The sequence below is a fragment of the Geodermatophilus sp. SYSU D01176 genome (assembly GCF_054050015.1).
Genome location: NZ_JBJGYN010000001.1, coordinates 109613 through 125671 on the forward strand (window position 1 = coordinate 109613; position 16059 = coordinate 125671).

At 74.6% G+C, this 16059-nt stretch carries 15 protein-coding genes; 14 read left to right on the top strand and 1 reads right to left on the bottom strand.

All coding sequences use genetic code 11. The features are described 5' to 3' along the window. Positions 1-26: 26 nt before the first annotated feature. The 13 genes from ACI78Z_RS00555 to ACI78Z_RS00615 all read left to right on the top strand — a co-directional run bounded on the left by ACI78Z_RS00555 (position 27) and on the right by ACI78Z_RS00615 (position 14383). Positions 27-422 (top strand): hypothetical protein, encoded by a 396-nt coding sequence (locus tag ACI78Z_RS00555; RefSeq protein ID WP_457034558.1) that lies wholly within the window; start codon positions 27-29, stop codon positions 420-422. Between the two features lie 62 nt (positions 423-484). Continuing rightward, positions 485-1708 carry an acyl-CoA dehydrogenase family protein gene (locus ACI78Z_RS00560; protein ID WP_457034559.1) on the top strand — a complete coding sequence of 408 codons (1224 nt, stop codon included), beginning with the start codon at positions 485-487 and terminating at the stop codon, positions 1706-1708. Positions 1709-1734: 26 nt separating this feature from the next. Further along, entirely contained in the window at positions 1735-2646 is a 912-nt protein-coding gene (locus tag ACI78Z_RS00565; RefSeq protein ID WP_457034560.1) for a hypothetical protein, read from the top strand. 65 nt (positions 2647-2711) lie between these two features. Then, on the top strand, positions 2712-3329 hold the full coding sequence (locus ACI78Z_RS00570; protein ID WP_457034561.1) for a DivIVA domain-containing protein: 618 nt from the start codon (positions 2712-2714) through the stop codon (positions 3327-3329). 22 nt (positions 3330-3351) lie between these two features. Next, entirely contained in the window at positions 3352-4242 is an 891-nt protein-coding gene (locus ACI78Z_RS00575; protein WP_457034562.1) for a HesA/MoeB/ThiF family protein, read from the top strand. Then, entirely contained in the window at positions 4239-6581 is a 2343-nt protein-coding gene (locus ACI78Z_RS00580; protein WP_457034563.1) for an MMPL family transporter, read from the top strand. Before ACI78Z_RS00575 ends, ACI78Z_RS00580 begins: the two co-directional genes overlap by 4 nt. Before the next feature lie 132 nt (positions 6582-6713). After that, entirely contained in the window at positions 6714-7379 is a 666-nt protein-coding gene (locus ACI78Z_RS00585) for an RNA polymerase sigma factor (protein ID WP_457034564.1), read from the top strand. Positions 7380-7415: 36 nt separating this feature from the next. Further along, positions 7416-9038 carry a phytoene desaturase family protein gene (locus ACI78Z_RS00590; RefSeq protein WP_457034565.1) on the top strand — a complete coding sequence of 541 codons (1623 nt, stop codon included), beginning with the start codon at positions 7416-7418 and terminating at the stop codon, positions 9036-9038. Further along, on the top strand, positions 9026-9634 hold the full coding sequence (locus tag ACI78Z_RS00595) for an ester cyclase (protein ID WP_457034566.1): 609 nt from the start codon (positions 9026-9028) through the stop codon (positions 9632-9634). The genes ACI78Z_RS00590 and ACI78Z_RS00595 overlap by 13 nt, the downstream gene beginning before the upstream one ends. A 15-nt stretch (positions 9635-9649) precedes the next feature. Then, positions 9650-10282 (top strand): superoxide dismutase family protein, encoded by a 633-nt coding sequence (locus ACI78Z_RS00600; protein WP_457034567.1) that lies wholly within the window; start codon positions 9650-9652, stop codon positions 10280-10282. A gap of 308 nt (positions 10283-10590) precedes the next feature. Continuing rightward, positions 10591-12285, top strand: coding sequence for a PHA/PHB synthase family protein (locus ACI78Z_RS00605; protein WP_457034568.1), 1695 nt, complete (start codon positions 10591-10593; stop codon positions 12283-12285). Then, complete coding sequence (locus ACI78Z_RS00610; RefSeq protein WP_457034569.1) at positions 12282-13505, top strand: acyl-CoA dehydrogenase family protein; 1224 nt, start codon at positions 12282-12284, stop codon at positions 13503-13505. Before ACI78Z_RS00605 ends, ACI78Z_RS00610 begins: the two co-directional genes overlap by 4 nt. Positions 13506-13540: 35 nt before the next feature. After that, positions 13541-14383 (top strand): alpha/beta fold hydrolase, encoded by an 843-nt coding sequence (locus tag ACI78Z_RS00615; RefSeq protein WP_457034570.1) that lies wholly within the window; start codon positions 13541-13543, stop codon positions 14381-14383. Here the strand turns inward: ACI78Z_RS00615 and ACI78Z_RS00620 are convergent. Beyond that, on the bottom strand, positions 14322-15317 hold the full coding sequence (locus ACI78Z_RS00620; RefSeq protein ID WP_457034571.1) for a GNAT family N-acetyltransferase: 996 nt from the start codon (positions 15315-15317) through the stop codon (positions 14322-14324). The two genes, ACI78Z_RS00615 and ACI78Z_RS00620, sit on opposite strands and share 62 nt — an antisense overlap. Positions 15318-15711: 394 nt before the next feature. Between ACI78Z_RS00620 and ACI78Z_RS00625 the strand changes: the two genes are divergently transcribed. Further along, a complete protein-coding gene (locus ACI78Z_RS00625) occupies positions 15712-16023 on the top strand; it encodes a hypothetical protein (protein ID WP_457034572.1) in 312 nt (103 codons plus the stop codon). Positions 16024-16059 lie beyond the last annotated feature (36 nt).

Sequence of the window (16059 nt, forward strand, 5' to 3'; positions counted from 1 at the left end):
GTCCCGTACACCCCGGAGGTCCCGCCATGCCCGCGTACACGTCCCGGGAGCAGGCCGTCTCGGTCTTCTCTCAGCTGTTCGAGATCATGCTCGAGGACGACGCCTTCCGAGCGATCGTCCGCGACGAGGCGCTGTCCGTGCGCTTCGTGCACACCGGGCCCGACTTCGAGCTGTACGTCGACGCCGGTGGCGTCCGGGTCGACGGGCCGCCCGCATCGACCACCCTGGCGATCCGGATGTCCTGCGACACCGCCGACGCGCTCTGGTCGGGCCGGCTGCTCATGCCCATCGCGGTGGCCACCGGGAAGATCCGGATCAAGGGCAGCGTGGCCAGGGTCATCGAGTTCGTGCCGCTGCTGCGCCCGGCGTTCGACCGCTACCCCGCCCTGGCCGCCGCCGCCGGCGTGCCCACCGCCGCCTGACCGGCTCACCGACGCACCCGCCGTCCCCGCCTGCCCGCACACCCCGAAGGAGCACCCCCGCCATGCTCGACACGTTCCCCGCCGAGGTCGCCGGCCCGCCGTCCACCTCGCTGCCGCCCCACGTGGAGGCCCTGCGCGACCGCGTCCGGGCCTTCGCCCAGGAGCGGCTGCGCCCCGAGGTGCAGCGCCTGGACCGGGCGGACGCCGCCGACTTCGACTGGCAGCTGGTCGCCGAGGGGCACCGGCTCGGCCTCACCCGGCTGGTCATCTCGCGGCAGCACGGCGGCCTGGGCTACGGCGAGCTCGGCGTGGCGGTGGCCCTGGAGGAGCTCGCCGCCGTCGACGCGGGGTTCGCGCTGGTCTTCGGCGCCACCATGCTCGGCCAGGCCCCGCTGCTCCTGTCCGGCGACCCGGCGCTGCAGGCTCGCTTCCTCCCGCTGTTCTCCGGCGACGAGCCGGTGCTCGCCTGCAACGCCATCACCGAGGAGCTGGCCGGCTGCGACCTGCTCATCCCGGAGAACGCCCGGTACGCCCGAGACGTCATGCGGGCCCGCCGCGACGGGGACCACTACGTCCTGGACGGGGCCAAGAAGTTCATCACCAACGGCAAGGTCGCCTCCTACGCCACCGTCTTCGCCAACATCGAGGGCCACCCCGGCGCCAGTGCGCTGACCTGCTTCGTCGTTCCCCTCGACTCACCGGGGGTCGAGCTCGGCGCGGTGGCGGACAAGATGGGCTACCGCACCTGCCTGGGCACCGAGATGACCTTTCGCGGCGTCCGCGTGCCCGCCGAGAACGTGATCGGCGGCGAGGGCGGCGGCGTGGTCATCAACGTCCAGCAGATGAACATGGCCCGGGCCGCCGTGGCCGCGATCTCCACCGGCGTCGCCCGCGGCGCCCTCGACCTGGCCCGGCAGTGGTGCGGCGAGCGGATCCAGGGCGGCGTCCCGCTGTACCGCCACCAGTTCACCGCCCGCAAGCTGGCGGAGATGTCGACCAAGGTCGACGCCGCCCGCCTGCTGTACCTGCGGGCCGCGCACCTGGCCGACACCGAGATCCCCGCCCCGGCCTACGAGCCGGCCGTGGCCAAGCTCTTCGCCGACCGGATCGCCGTGGAGGTGGCCGAGGAGGCCATGTCCCTCATGGGCGCCCGCGGCTACGTGCGCGACTGGGGGATGGAGAAGTACCTGCGGGAGGCGCTCGGCGCCCGCATCTACGAGGGCACGCCCGAGGTGCTCGCCCTGGCGATCACCGAGTCGATGTACGCCGAGGACGACTACTTCTGACCCGCGCGATCCCCAGGAGGACCCCCGTGTGCAGCACACCGAGCCGCGGCGCCACCCGCCGCTACGCCGCCGACATCGTCGCCCTGCACGACCGGCTGAGCTACCGCCACCTGCTCGACTCCCTGCCGGGCGCGGATCTCGTGCACCGGGCCGCCCGCGGCGACGGGCTGGTGACCGTCGCCGCGGCCACCGAGCACCTGCCGCACCGCTACCTCCTCGGCCTGCAAGGGTTCCGGCTGGCCCAGTACCTGCAGCTGGGCTGGGCCTGCGAGGAGGCGCTGCACCGCAGCGCCGGGTTCTGCGAGCCGCTGCAGTCCCTGCACCCTGACGACGTCCACGTCGTCACGTACAGCAGCCGGAGCGGGCGCATCCTCGGCTACCTGGGCCTCACCACCTCCGGGGACGGCGAGCCGCGCGACCTGCACGACCCGGACCGCGCGCGGTTCCCCGTCGAGACGGCGCACCGGGTCGACGTCTTCGCGTCGGTGCCGGCCCCGGACGGCGTCCGCAGCGACCAGGTGCGCGAGCTCAAGCGGTTCGTGCACTCCCGGACGCTCACCGACAAGGCGCAGCGGCTGCGGGTCACCCTCGAGCTGCTGCTCGGGGCGGGACGGACGCTGGAAGCGCTCGAGCCCGCCGTCCGCGTCCTCGTCGGGGACGTCGAGGAGCAGGTCGCCCTCCGGCACCTGCTGCTCGCCGGCCTGGACGTGCACCTCATCGAGGACACCCGGCCCCGGCTGCCGGACGACGACCTGCTGCACCCGGCCTACACGCGCCGGGGCGAGGTGAAGCCCTTCGTCGCCCACGTGCCCGACCGCGCCGAGCTGGCGGGCCGGACGGCGCTGCTGGAGGCCACCCTCGCGGCCGGGGACCTCTTCGAGGCCACCGACGCGTTCTCCGGCGCCGTCCGCGGATCTGCCCGGCGGATCGCCGCCTGACCCGGGGCGGCGGCGCCCGTCCCCGGCCCGACCCCGTTCGACCTCCGCCACGAGGAGCCCCCGCCGTGCCCATCGACCCCGCCGCCGTCCGCGCCCAGGAGTTCCGGGTCGTCTTCCGCGGCTACGACGTCGAGGAGGTCGACACCTTCCTCGACTGGATCGAGCAGGAGCTGACCGCCCCGGCACCGGTCCCGCCCGGTACCGCACCCGCCGGGCCGGCGCCCGGCGGGGCCTCTGCCCAGGCGGTGCGCGCGCTGGCGCACGCCGAGCGGGTGGCCGAGCAGCTGGTCGCCGAGGCCGGCGCCGACGCCGCCGCCATCCGGGAGCAGGCGCACGCCGAGGCACGGCAGATCGTCGCGGACGCCTGGGCCGAGGCCGCGCACGTCACGGCGGCGGTGCACCGGCGGTCCTCCCCGGACGGCGACGAGCTCGTGGGCCGCGGGCGGCGGCTGCGGGCCGAGCTCGACCGCCTGGCCGAGTCCGAGCGCCGGTGCCGTGAGCAGCTGGAGGGCCTGCTCGGCGCCTTCGGCCGGCTGCCCGAGCAGCGCCCGCTGTCGGCCGGTGGCCAGGCCGTCCCCGCCGACGTCCCGGGAGCCGTCCCCGCCGCCGAGCCCCATCGGCGGGACCCCGGCACCACGGTCCGGCGGGTGGTCACCACCCTGCCGATCGCCGCCGCCCGCTGACCCCGACCCGAGAGGCACTTCCATGACCGCGACCACCCCGGACCGCTACGACGAGCTGACCTCCCGCAACCGCGGCTTCGTGCCGCCGGAGTCCCAGCAGCGGCTGCGCACCGCGATCGTGCTGGTCGCCGGCTGCGGGTCGACCGGCGGCGCCGTGGTCGAGCCGCTGACCCGGTTGGGCGTGCAGTCCTTCCTGCTCGCCGACAACGGGACCTACGAGCTGAACAACCTCAACCGGCAGAGCGCGACGCAGGAGGACATCGGGCGGAACAAGGCCGCGGTCTGCGCCCGCCGCGTCGCGGAGATCAACCCGCACGCCTTCACCCGCGTCGCGACCGCTGGCATCGCGCCCGGCACCGTCGCGGCGATGGTGGCCGCGTGCGACGTGGTCATCGACGGCGTCGACGTCACCGAGCCGGCCGGCTGGCGGGCCAAGTACGCACTGCACGAGGCGGCCGCCGCGCTGGGCCGGCCGGTCATCTCCGGCTACGACATGGCCGGGACCCAGTACGTGCGCTTCCACGACTACCGCCAGGGCGGCGCCCCCTTCGACGGCGCGGTCACCGCCGCACAGGTCGTGTCCGGCTCTCCCTGGCGGCTGCTGCGGCAGGTCGTCCCGCTGCGCGTCGTCCCGGTCGAGATGCTGGAGAGCGCCCGCGCCGCGGTGGCCACCGGCGAGCAGAGCGTGTCGCAGCTGGTGTACACCTCGATGCTGTTCGGGGCCCTGGCCTCGCGGATGGTGGTCGACGTCCTCGACGGCCGGCCGGTGCGCCGCCACACGGTGGTCGACGCGCACGCCGCGGTCCGGCCCGCGGTGGCCTCCCTGCGCGCCCGGCTGCGCAAGCCGTGGGTGCTCGCGCTGGCCCTCCGGGATCTGGCGGTCCTGGAGCGCGCGGCGGGCAGCCGTCGGTGATCGAGCGGTTCTCGGCGTTCACCCGCCGCGCGCGCTGGCCGATCGCCGTCGTCTGGGTGCTGCTCGTCGCCGGCGCGGGGGTCGTCGCCACCGGCCTGCCGGACCGGCTCAGCGGCGGTGGCTGGGACGTCGGAGGCTCGCAGTCCGCCGCCGTCGAGCAGGCGCTGCAGGAGGGCTTCGCCGGCCGCGGCGAGAGCACCCTGACCGTCGTCGTCCACGACCGGGAGCACACCGCGGACGAGGAGCCCTTCGAGGGTCGGGTCCGCGAGGTGGTGGCCGCGGTGGCCGAGGACCCGGCGCTGGAGGTGGGGAGCAGCTACGGCTGGTCGACCCTCGGCCCCGAGGCGCGGGCGCCCTTCCTCGGCGGGGACCGGCGCACGGTCATCGACGTGGTGGGCCTCGGCGTCGAGGACGGCCACGCCCGCCAGGAGCTGCCGGCGGCGCAGGAGCGCCTGCAGGAGCGGTTCGCGGACGACGGCCTGGACGTCTCGCTCGTCGGCCCGCCGTCCTTCTGGGGCGAGGTCAACGAGCTCAGCGAGGAGGGGCTGGTCCGCGCCGAGCTGATCACGCTGCCGCTCATCGTCCTCGTGGTGGTGCTGATCTTCGGCGGCGTCGTGGCGGCGCTGGTGGCCCTCGTGGTCGGGGTGACCTCGATCGTGCTGACGCTGGCCGTGCTCACCGTGCTCGCCGGCCAGTACGAGTTGTCGCTGTTCGTGCAGAACACCGCGACCATGCTGGGCCTGGGCGTGGGGGTCGACTACTCGCTGTTCGTCATCGCCCGGTTCAAGGAGGAGCTGGCGGCCGGCCGGGACGTCGAGAGCGCGATCGCCACGACGCTGCGCACCTCCGGGGAGACCGTGGTCTCCTCCGGTGTCACGGTCATCGCGGCGATGTGCACGCTGTTCCTGGTGCCGCTGGGCGTGATCGGCTCGATCGCCCTGGGCGCGGTCGTCGTCGTCGCCTTCTCGGTGCTGACCAGCGTGGTCCTGCTGCCCGTGCTGCTGCACCTGCTGGGCCCGCGCATCGACCGGTGGGTGGTCGTGGTCCGCAAGGGCATGCACCGCCGTCCGGCCGCGGCGCGGTGGGCGGGCTTCGCCCAACGGGTGATGCGCCGGCCGGTGCTCTTCCTGACGGTCAGCGTCGCGGGGCTGTTGCTGCTCGCCGCCCCCTCGCTGGGCCTGCGCACCTTCACGCCCGACGCCCGGATCATCCCGGCGGAGGAGCCGGTGCGCGCCGGGTACACGTTGATGGAGGAGCAGTTCGGCGTCGGGTCCACCGCGCCGCTGCAGGTCCTGGTGAGCTCGCCGGACCCGCTCGGCTCCGACGACGGCCCGGCCGTCACCGACCTGCGGCAGCGGCTGCAGGAGCTGCCCTCGGTGGTCCGGGTCGACTCGGCGCTCGACGCCCTGGCCCGGGTGGCCCCCGAGGACCCGCTGGGCGCCCTGGCCGGGCCGGCCCTCGAGGCGCTGCCCCCGGACGCGCGCCAGACGGTCGACCACTTCGTCTCCGCCGACGGACGGCGACTGCTGCTGAGCGTCCTCCCCGACGGACCGGCGGCGGCGGCCGGCACCCAGGACCTGCTGGACGACGTCCGCGCGGAGGCCGCCCGCACCGACGGCGCCGGGCTGACGGTCGAGGTCGGCGGTGAGACGGCGCAGGGGGTGGACAGCAACGACGCCATCACCCGGACGATGCCGGCCGTCGTGGCGGCGATGCTGGGGATCATCTACCTGTTCCTGCTGGTGACCTTCCGGTCGGTCTTCCTGCCGCTGAAGGCCATCCTGATCAACCTGCTGTCGGTGGCCGCCACCTACGGCGTCCTGGTCCTGGTCTTCCAGCACGGCATCGGCGCCGACCTGCTCGGGTTCGAGCGCACCGGCTACGTCCAGAACTTCGTGCCGGTGCTGCTGCTGACCCTGCTGTTCAGCCTGAGCACCGACTACGAGGTCTTCCTGCTCAGCCGGGTCCGCGAGGACCACCGGCGGACCGGCGACGGCGTCGGCAGCGTCGCCCGCGGGCTGGCGCGCACGGCCCCGCTGATCTCGGGGGCGGCGTTGCTCATGGTCGTGGTGTTCGGCGCCTTCTCCTTCGCCGGCATCCTGCCGATGAAGCAGCTCGGGCTGGGCATGGCGGTCGCGATCGCGCTCGACGCCACCATCATCCGGCTCGTCGTGGTCCCGGCCTCGATGCGGCTGATGGGTGCGTGGAACTGGTGGATGCCGGGCCGCCGGGCGCCGGCGCGGCGGGCCGTGGCGCGGGGACGGTCGCGGGCGTCCCGCGCCGGCGCCGCCCCGGCCGCCCTGCAGCGCTCCCTCCCCGGCGCCGTCCCGGTCGCCTGACGCCCAGGGGCCTTCCCCACCTGCGGAACGGGGGACTGCTCCATCGTCTCCGGGGCGCGTCGCCAGCAGGCTCGTACCCACGCGAACCGCCAGTCCGCCGCACCCGCGGCGCCCGACGAGACGAGGTACGAGATGGCTCCCGGCCCACGAGAGTCCACCCCCCGCCGGCGTCCGGCCGCCTCCGGCGAGGCGTCGGTCACGGCCCTGCGTCCCGGCGGGTCCGGCGACCCGGCCCTCGCCGACCTGGTCCGGCGGGTCGCCGACGGGGACCAGGGAGCGTGGCGCGCCGTCGTCGAGCGGTACGGCGGCCTGCTGCGGTCGGTCGTCCGCACCTATCGGTTGTCGGACTCCCAGGCGGCCGACGCCGTGCAGGCCACCTGGTTGCAGCTCGTGGAGAACGCCGACGCGATCCGGGAGCCCGAGCGGCTGGCCGGCTGGCTGCGGACCACCGTGCGCCGCGAGTGCCTGGCGACGATCCGCCGTGCCGGCCGCGAGCGTCCGTCGGACCCGCACTCCCTGCAGCCCGCCGTCGAGCTCCCCGCGGACCGGGCCGACGCCGACCCCGAGGCGATCGTGCTGCGCCGGGAGCGGGCGGACCTGGTCCGCGCCGCCGTGCAGGACCTGCCCGAGCACTCCCAGCAGCTGCTCGGCCTGCTCGTCGCCTCGCCGCCGCTGAGCTACCAGGAGATCGGCTCCCGGCTCGGGATGCCGGTCGGCAGCATCGGCCCGACCAGGGCCCGGCTGCTGGCCCGGTTGCGCACCGCCCTCGCGGACGCCGACCTCCGCGACGCCGCCTGACCCGCACCACCATCCCCGCACCCCGAGGAGGAAACCGTGCCAGGACGACCGTCCGCCCCCCGCCGTCCGGAGCCGGCGAGGCACTCCGACGCCATCGTCATCGGCGGCGGCGCCGGTGGGCTCACCGCCGCGCTCACGCTCGCCCAGCAGGGCGCGCGGACGGTGCTGCTGGAGAAGAACCCCGTCGTGGGCGGGTACGCCTCCGGCGACGGGGAGCAGGGCTTCTCCTGGGACCACGGCGGCCACATCCTGCTGGCCTACCGGCTGGGGTCGGCGGCCCGTTCGGTGTTCCAGCGGCTCGGGATCGACCGGCGGATCGAGATGGTCCCCGACCTGCAGACCTTCCAGTGCGTCTTCCCGGACGCCCGCACGGAGATCCCGGCGGACCTGACGATGGCTGCCGAGCAGCTGTCCCGGCAGTACCCGGCCGAGCGGGCCGGGATCACCCGGCTGCTGCTGGACATGGAGCGGATGGTCGCCGACCTCGAGACCGTGGTGCCGTCCTTCCGGATCGCCGACGCGCCCGGGCAGCGCCGGCCGCTCGACCGGGTGCTGGAGCAGTTCCAGCGCCCCTGGCTCGGGGACGCCGTCGCGCCGCTGGCCCGCCGGCTGCGGATTCCCGGGCACACCCTGCTCACGTACCAGAACCGGACGCTGCAGCAGGTGCTCGACGAGCACCTGCGCGACGCGGATCTCAAGGCGACCCTCTCCATGCTCTGCGTCGGGATCGGCACCGCGCCCTCCGAGCTGTCCGCGGTCATCGCGGCGGTGTTCCTGGTGCACGCGCTGCGGCCGATGTGGATGCCGACGGGCGGCTTCGGCCGGCTGGCCGAGGTCCTCCGGGAGATGTTCCTGGACGCCGGCGGCACGGTCGTGACCGACGCCGAGGTGCAGCGGGTGCTCGTGTCGCAGGGCCGGGCGCGGGGCGTGCTGACCACCGACGGCCGGGGGTACACCGCGGACGCGGTGGTCTGCGCCTCCGACGCCCGCAGGCTCTACACCGAGCAGTTGCCCGCGCACGTCGTCCCGCCGGGGCTGCGCCACCGGGTTCGGACCATGCCCACCACACCGGCGTTCTTCCAGGTCCAGCTCGGGGTCGACCTCGACCTGACCCGGCCGGAGCTGGACCTCAAGCGGCTGAACTTCGTCTACCCGTCCCGCGACGTCGACAAGGCGATGGCGAACTTCCCGCTGGGCAACGTCGAGGAGGCGGCCTATTACCTGTACGTCGCCACGTTCCACCAGCCGGAGCTCGCCCCGCGGGGGATGCACTCGGTCAAGCTGGAGTGCCCGACCCGGCTGGACAGCACCGGCATCGACTGGGACCGCGACAAGGAGGCGGTCGCCGACGTCTTCGTCCGGCGTGCCGAGGAGCTCATCCCGGACCTGCGGAAGCACGTCGTCGTCCGCCGGGTGTACACGCCGCAGGACATGGTCCGGCGTACCCGCAACGCCGACGGCGCCTTCGCCGGGTGGGCCTTCGTGCCCGAGACCCTCACCCGCGCCCGCCCGCAGCAGCGCTCCCCACTGCCGGGGCTGTACCTGGCTGGGCACTGGACGACGCCCAGCGCCGGACTGCCCTGGGTGGTCCTGTCGGGCTACAACACCGCGGGCATGGTGCTCGCCGACGCCGGAGGGCACCCGCGATGGACGCACTGACGCTCACCGCGACCGAGCGGCGCAACCTCGACACGATGGCGGCGGTCGTCCCGCGGTGGAACCGCCACGACGTCGCCGGGATCCTGGCGCACTACGACGAGCAGATCACCTGGCACGACGTGGCCCGGGGCCGCACCCACCGGGGGAAGCAGGAGGTCGGCGCCTACCTGGCGGCGCTGTTCACCGCCCTGCCGGACCTGCGGCTGGACCTCACCACGCGGCTGCCGCACGGGGACCTCGTCGCCGAGGAGTACACGATCACCGGTACCCATCTCGGGCCGCTGTTCGGCATCCCGGCGACCGGCCGGCCGCTGCGCATCCGGGCGGTCAGCGTCGTCCGGATGCGGGACGGCCGGCTCGCCGAGGACACCTTCTACGTCGACCTCGCCGGCGTCCTCGGGCAGATGGGGCTGTTCCCCCCGCTGGACCTGGCCGACACCCGGCTGGGGCGCGCCGGCCTGCGGGTCGCCGTCCTGCTGCGCTCGCCCCGGCGCGCCCTGACGACACGCCGGGCCCGGCCCGGCGGCCGGCGACGAAGCGCCTGGCCAGGGAGCGCCGGGCGGGAGGACGCTGACGGACCCCGGCCGCCCGCCTGATCCCCGGAGGACCCGATGCGCCGACCCGTCGCCACCTCGGTCCTGTCCGCGTGCGCGCTCACCGTCGTCGTGAGCGGCTGTGCGGGCACGGACGAGGCTCCCGCCGCGTCCACCGACGGGGGCGCCGCGGCCGCGGACTCCGCGTCGTCCGGGTCGCGGGAGCTCACGGCGCGGCTGGTCGACCCCGAGGGCGGAGAGGTGGGCGTCGCGACCCTCGCCGAGGTCGAGGGGGGCACGCAGGTCGACGTACGGATCACCGGCCTGCCGCCGGGCTTCCACGGGTTCCACCTGCACGCCGTCGGCCGCTGCGAGCCGGACAGCCCCAGCCCGACCGACCCGGCGATGACGGGGGACTTCCTGTCGGCCGGCGGGCACATCGGTGCCGAGGAGGCCGATCACGGGGAGCACGCCGGTGACCTGCCGCTGCTGTACGTCACCGAGGCGGGTACCGGGGCGCTCACGGCCGTCACCGACGCGCTGACCCTCGACCAGCTCACCGACGAGGACGGCAGCGCGGTCATGGTGCACGCCGACCGGGACAACTACGCGCACGTCCCCGAGCGCTACGCCCCCGGCGGCCCCGACCAGACGACGCGGAGCACCGGCGACGCCGGAGGGCGCATCGCCTGCGGTCCGGTCGAGGGGTGATCCGCCCCGGGCCGTGCCCTGCCCCACCCGCCGGCCGGGCAGCGGGGACCTCTGCCCGGAACCGGCGTGGTGGGCTTCTCGCAGGTCGAGGAGGCAGTGCACGCCCCTCGGGCTGGTCCGGCGAGCGGGCCCGCCGCCCTCGCCCCCGGACGGGACCGCGCCACCGGAACCGCCCCGAATGGGGGTGGCTGGCGTCCCCGAATGGGCGTGCTCGGCGTCTGCGGGCATGATGCGAGGAGCGTCCCGTGCCCCCGAGCCATGAGGGTCGGAATTCCCCGGATGGGGATCGCCGTCCCGGAGGAGCTGACATGACATCGGTCGACGACTCGCGCGAGGTGGCCGGTGCGGCCGGACCGCTCGACCTGCTGCTGACCCAGGCGGCCCAGGGGACGCTGCGGCGGCTGTCCCCGGGGAAGCCGGGGCTCAAGTTCCTGGGCGGGCTGGCCCGGCGTCCGGACAAGGTCGCCGCGCGGGCCCGGACGCTGGCCGGCCAGCTGGCGCAGATCGCCGTCGGCACCTGCGACGTGGCCCCCTCCAAGCGGGACCGGCGCTTCGCCGACCCCGCGTGGACGGAGAACCCGCTGCTGCGGCGGCTGGTCCAGGCCTACCTGGTGACGGGCGAGACCGCACTGGGCCTGCTGCACGACGTCCCGCTGGAGTGGCGGGACGCCGAGCGGGTGCGCTTCGCCGGCACCAACATCGTCGACGCGCTCGCGCCGAGCAACAACCCGCTGGTCAGCCCGGTCGCGTGGAAGGCGGTCATCGACACCGCCGGGGCCAACATCGTCCGGGGCCCGCGGAACCTGGTGCGCGACCTGGCCAGCCCGCCGCGGGTGCCGACGATGGTCGACCCGAACGCCTACGAGGTGGGCAGGGACCTCGCCGTCACCCCCGGCTCGGTGGTGCTGCGGACGCCGGTGTTCGAGCTGATCCAGTACCGGCCGACGACCGAGACGGTCCGGTCGGTGCCGGTGCTGATCGTGCCGCCGACGATCAACAAGTACTACGTGCTCGACCTCGCGCCCGGGCGCAGCCTGGTCGAGCACCTCGTCGGCCAGGGCCAGCAGGTCTTCATGGTCTCCTGGCGCAACCCCGACGCCCGGCACCGCGATTGGGGCTTCGACACCTACGCCACGGCGATCATCGACGCCCTCGACGCGGTCGAGGAGATCTGCGGGGTCGAGGCCACCCACCTCATGGGCACCTGCTCCGGCGGCATCCTGGCCAGCATGACCGCCGCCGTCCTGGCGGCGACGGGACGGCAGGAGCGGCTGGCCAGCCTCAGCCTGCTGGTCACCGTGCTGGACCACACGCGGGCCGGCCTCACCGGCGCGATGATGGACCCGGACACCGCCGCGCGGTCCGTCGAGGCCTCCCGGCGCGCCGGCTACCTCGACGGCCGGAAGCTCGCCGAGGTGTTCGCCTGGCTGCGGCCCAACGACCTGATCTGGAACTACTGGGTCAACAACTACCTGCAGGGCAAGCAGCCGCCGAAGTTCGACATCCTGTCGTGGAACTCCGACACGACCCGGATGACCGCGCAGCTGCACGCCGACTTCGTCGACATGACCCTGGGCAACAAGCTGACCCACCCGGGCAGCGTGACCCTGCTCGGCACCGAGGTCGACCTCAGCCAGGTCACCGTCGACTCCTACGTGCTCGCCGGCTCCGCGGACCACATCTGCCCGTGGCAGGCGTGCTACCGCAGCAGCCAGCTGCTCGGCGGCAAGATGCGCTTCGTGCTGTCCACCAACGGCCACATCGCGGCGCTGGTCAACCCGCCGGGCAACCCGAAGTCCAGCTACCGGGTCACCGACGACAACTCGTCCGCCGTCGAGGAGTGGGGCGACACCGCCCGCACCGAGAAGGGCTCCTGGTGGCCCGACTACTCCGCGTGGCTCGGGGAACGGTCCGGGCCGGACAAGCCGGCGCCCGAGCAGCTCGGCAGCGCCCGGTTCCGCGTCCGGGAGGACGCGCCGGGCAGCTACGTCCGGGACTCGTGACCGCCGGCACCGGGACAGGGGAGATCGACGTGGAACTGGCCGAGGACATCGGCAAGGCGCTGTCCACCGACTACTTCCTGCTCCGCGAGGAGTTCACGTCCGAGCAGCGGGACACCCTGCTGCGGACCCGGGCCTTCGTCGAGGACGAGGTGCTGCCGGTCATCAACGGCTACTGGGAGCGCGCGGAGTTCCCGCGCGAGCTGGCCGAGAAGCTGGGCGCGGCGGGGCTGGTGGGCGACGGCATCGAGGGCTACGGCTGCCCGCCGATGGACGCGCTCTCCGCCGGCCTGGTGCACATGGAGCTCAACCGCGGCGACGGCAGCCTGGGCACCTTCCTCGGCGTCCAGGCCGGGCTGGCGATGAAGTCGATCGCCATGCTCGGCTCGGAGGAGCAGAAGCAGCGCTGGCTGCCGCCGATGGCGCGCTGCGAGGCGCTGGGCGCCTTCGCGCTCACCGAGCCCGAGCACGGGTCGGACTCCATCGCCCTGGAGACCTCCGCCCGCCGGGACGGCGGGTCGTACGTCATCAACGGGTCCAAGAAGTGGATCGGCAACGGCACCGTCGCCGACGTCGTCGTGGTCTGGGCCCGCGACACCGACGACGGGCAGGTCAAGGGCTTCCTGGTCGAGAAGGGGACGCCGGGCTACCGGGCGCGCCGGATCGAGGGCAAGGGCTCGCTGCGCGCGGTGTGGCAGGCCGAGATCGAGCTGGAGGACGTGCGGGTCCCGGCGGAGAACCTGCTGCCGGGGGGCCGGTCGTTCAAGGACACCGGCGCGGTGCTGGCCACCACGCGGGGCTCCTGCGCCTGGATGGCCCTGGGCCACGCCGTCGCCGGGTACGAGGCGGCGCTGACCTACGCCGGACGCCGGAGGCAGTTCGGCAAGCGGTTGGTGGAGTTCCAGCTCATCCAGGAGCGGCTGGTCGGGATGCTGGCCAAGGTCACCTCGATGCAGCTGTACTGCCGCCGCCTGGCCGACCTCGCCCTGGCCGGCCGCATCGAGCCCACGCTGGCCGGGCTGGCCAAGGCGCACAACACCAGCACCGCCCGGGCGGTGCTGGCCGAGGCCCGCGACCTGCTCGGCGGCAACGGCATCCTGCTGGACTTCCACGTCATCCGGCACATGGCCGACATCGAGTCGATCCACACCTTCGAGGGGACCGAGACCATCCAGACCCTCATCGTCGGCCGGGACATCACCGGCGCCTCGGCGTTCGCGTGAGGGGCGCAAGGGTCCGCACCGTCCAGGTGGGGGAGGTGCGGCTGCGGACGTCGGTCCGCGGCACGGGCCGCCCGCTGCTGCTGGTGACCGGTCTGGGCGCCAGCCTGGACCTGGCCGAGCCGTTCGAGCGGGAGCTGGCCGCCCGCGGCCGGCAGGTCATCAGCTTCGACGCGCCCGGCATCGGCGGCTCGACGCCCTACCGGAGCCCGCGGCGGATGCCGGGCCTGGTGCGGACGATCAGCGGGATGCTCGACGCGCTCGGGTACGACGAGGTCGACGTCTTCGGCGTCTCCCTCGGCGGCGTGGTGGCCCAGCAGCTCGCCCGCCAGGTCCCGCACCGGGTCCGCGGCCTGGTGCTCGCGGCCACGGCGCCGGGGCTGGGCGGCATGCCGGGGGCGCCGTCGGCCCTGCTGGCGCTGACGACACCGCGCCGGTACCGCGATCCCGAGCACTACCTGCAGATCGCCGGCCGGATCTACGGCGGGATGGCCCGCACCGACCCGCGCCGGCTGCTGCACTCGGTCATCGGCCGCGTGCAGCCCCCGTCGTTGGTGGGGTACGCCGGCCAGCTCTACGCCATCACGGGCTGGAGCAGCATGCCGTGGCTGCACACCCTGCGGCAGCCCACGCTGGTCCTCGCCGGGGACGACGACCCGATCATCCCGCTGGTCAACGGGCGGATCCTCGCCTGGCGCATCCCGGACGCGACGCTGCACGTCATCCGCGGCGGGGGACACCTGTTCATCCTCGAGCGCCCGGACGAGGTCGCCGCGATGGTCACCGGGTTCCTCGACGGCGAGCCGGTCGGGACGACGGTCACCAGCGGCGAGACCAGGTGGACAGACCGCCCGCGCGGCGGAAGCCCAGTGCCTCGTTGACCGCCACCATCGGCCGGTTGGCGTCGGAGTTGTAGGTGCTGATCCGCCGGACCGCCGGCAGGGTCGCGGCGACCTCGCGGAGCACGGCGACCTTGATGCGGGCGCCCAGGCGGTGGCCGCGGTGCTCGCGCAGGACGAGCGTGGCGCCCTGGTGCGCCCGCTCCGGCTGCTCCAGCGGCACGTGCAGCTCGGTGAAGGCGACCAGCCGGCCGTCGCGCACGGCGGCGCCGGTGAGCACCGTCCGGCCCCGGGCGGCGGTGGCGGCCTCGTCCTCGCGCACCCGGGCGGCGTCCCAGTGCTCCTCCTCGACCGGGACGTCCCCGCTCGGGGCGTCGGTCGACATCCGGCGGCCGAGCAGGGCGCGGTCGTCGAGGAGAGCGTCGGGCGTCCGGTCCCGCCAGGTGAGCACCTCGTAGCCGGCGCCGGCGGCCCCGGCCCGCGCCTCCAGGGTCGCCAGCCGGGCGTCGTCCACGGGCAGCAGCAGGTCACGGCGGGTCTCCAGCAGGTCGCCGCTCCACCCGTGGCGCAACGCGAACGCCCGGCCGGCCGTGTCCGGTCGGGGCTCGTCGACCTCGCCGATCAGCGCCGAGCGCCCGGCCGCCGCGGCGAGCCGCACGCCCTCGTCGAGCAGCGCGCTGCCGATGCCCCGGCGGCGGTGGTCGGGGTGCACCGCCAGGCCGACGTGGGCGACGGCCACGTTGTCCCGCACCGGCAGGAGCAGCCGCAGCGCGCCGACGACGGTGCCGTCGTCCACCGCCGCCCGGTGGGTGCCGGCCATCGAGCCGCCGGGGGTGACCAGTCGGCACGCCACGGCGACGTGGTCACGCGCCGGCCGGGGCGGCTCGTCGGGACGGTCGGCGCGCTGGCTCGCGGCCCACACCTCGCACCAGGCGGCGAAGAGCTCGTCGTCCGGGCCGGTCCGCAGGATCTGCACCTCCCCGTTCTAACGGGCGGCGCAACGCATTTCCGGCCGATGTCCTCGCCCGATCACCCGAGGACCGGCCCGCCAGGGTCGCCCGCAACCGGGTCGACGCGCGACGGGCGCCGGGTCAGGGTCGCCCGGTCTGACGGCCCGGCCCGCGGAGGGCACCGCTCTTCCCCCGGTTCCGGGTCTGACCGCCGAGGAGGGCTGGTCCGTGGACGTCGACGTGATCGTCGAGATTTCGGCACCCAGGGCTCAGCGAGGCACGACCCGTGACGACCGCACCCGACGACGAGGCTGCCACCTCGTGGCGTCTCCCGGACCCGGCCGGGGCCCATCGCCTCTGGACCGCCGGGACCGGACGAGCGACCGTGGCGCCCTCCGACGCCCGGGAGGAGCGAGGGACATGCGGATGATGTTGAGGCTTCAGGTGCCGGTCGAGGCCGGGAGCGAGGCCATGCGCAGCGGCCGGATCGGTCAGATCATGGGGGACCTCATGGAGCGCCTGCGGCCGGAGGCCGCCTACTTCCACCCGCAGAACGGCATGCGCGGCGCATCCATCATCTTCGACCTCGATGATCCGGTCTCGATGCCCGCCATCGCCGAGCCCCTGTACCAGGAGCTCGGCGCCATCGTGGAGTTCCTCCCCGTGATGGACATGGCCGACATGCAGAAGGCGCTCGCCGGTGTGCAGGGAGGACAGCCCACCGGAGCGTGACGGCGACCGGACGGCGGACCGCGGCAGCAGCGGTGG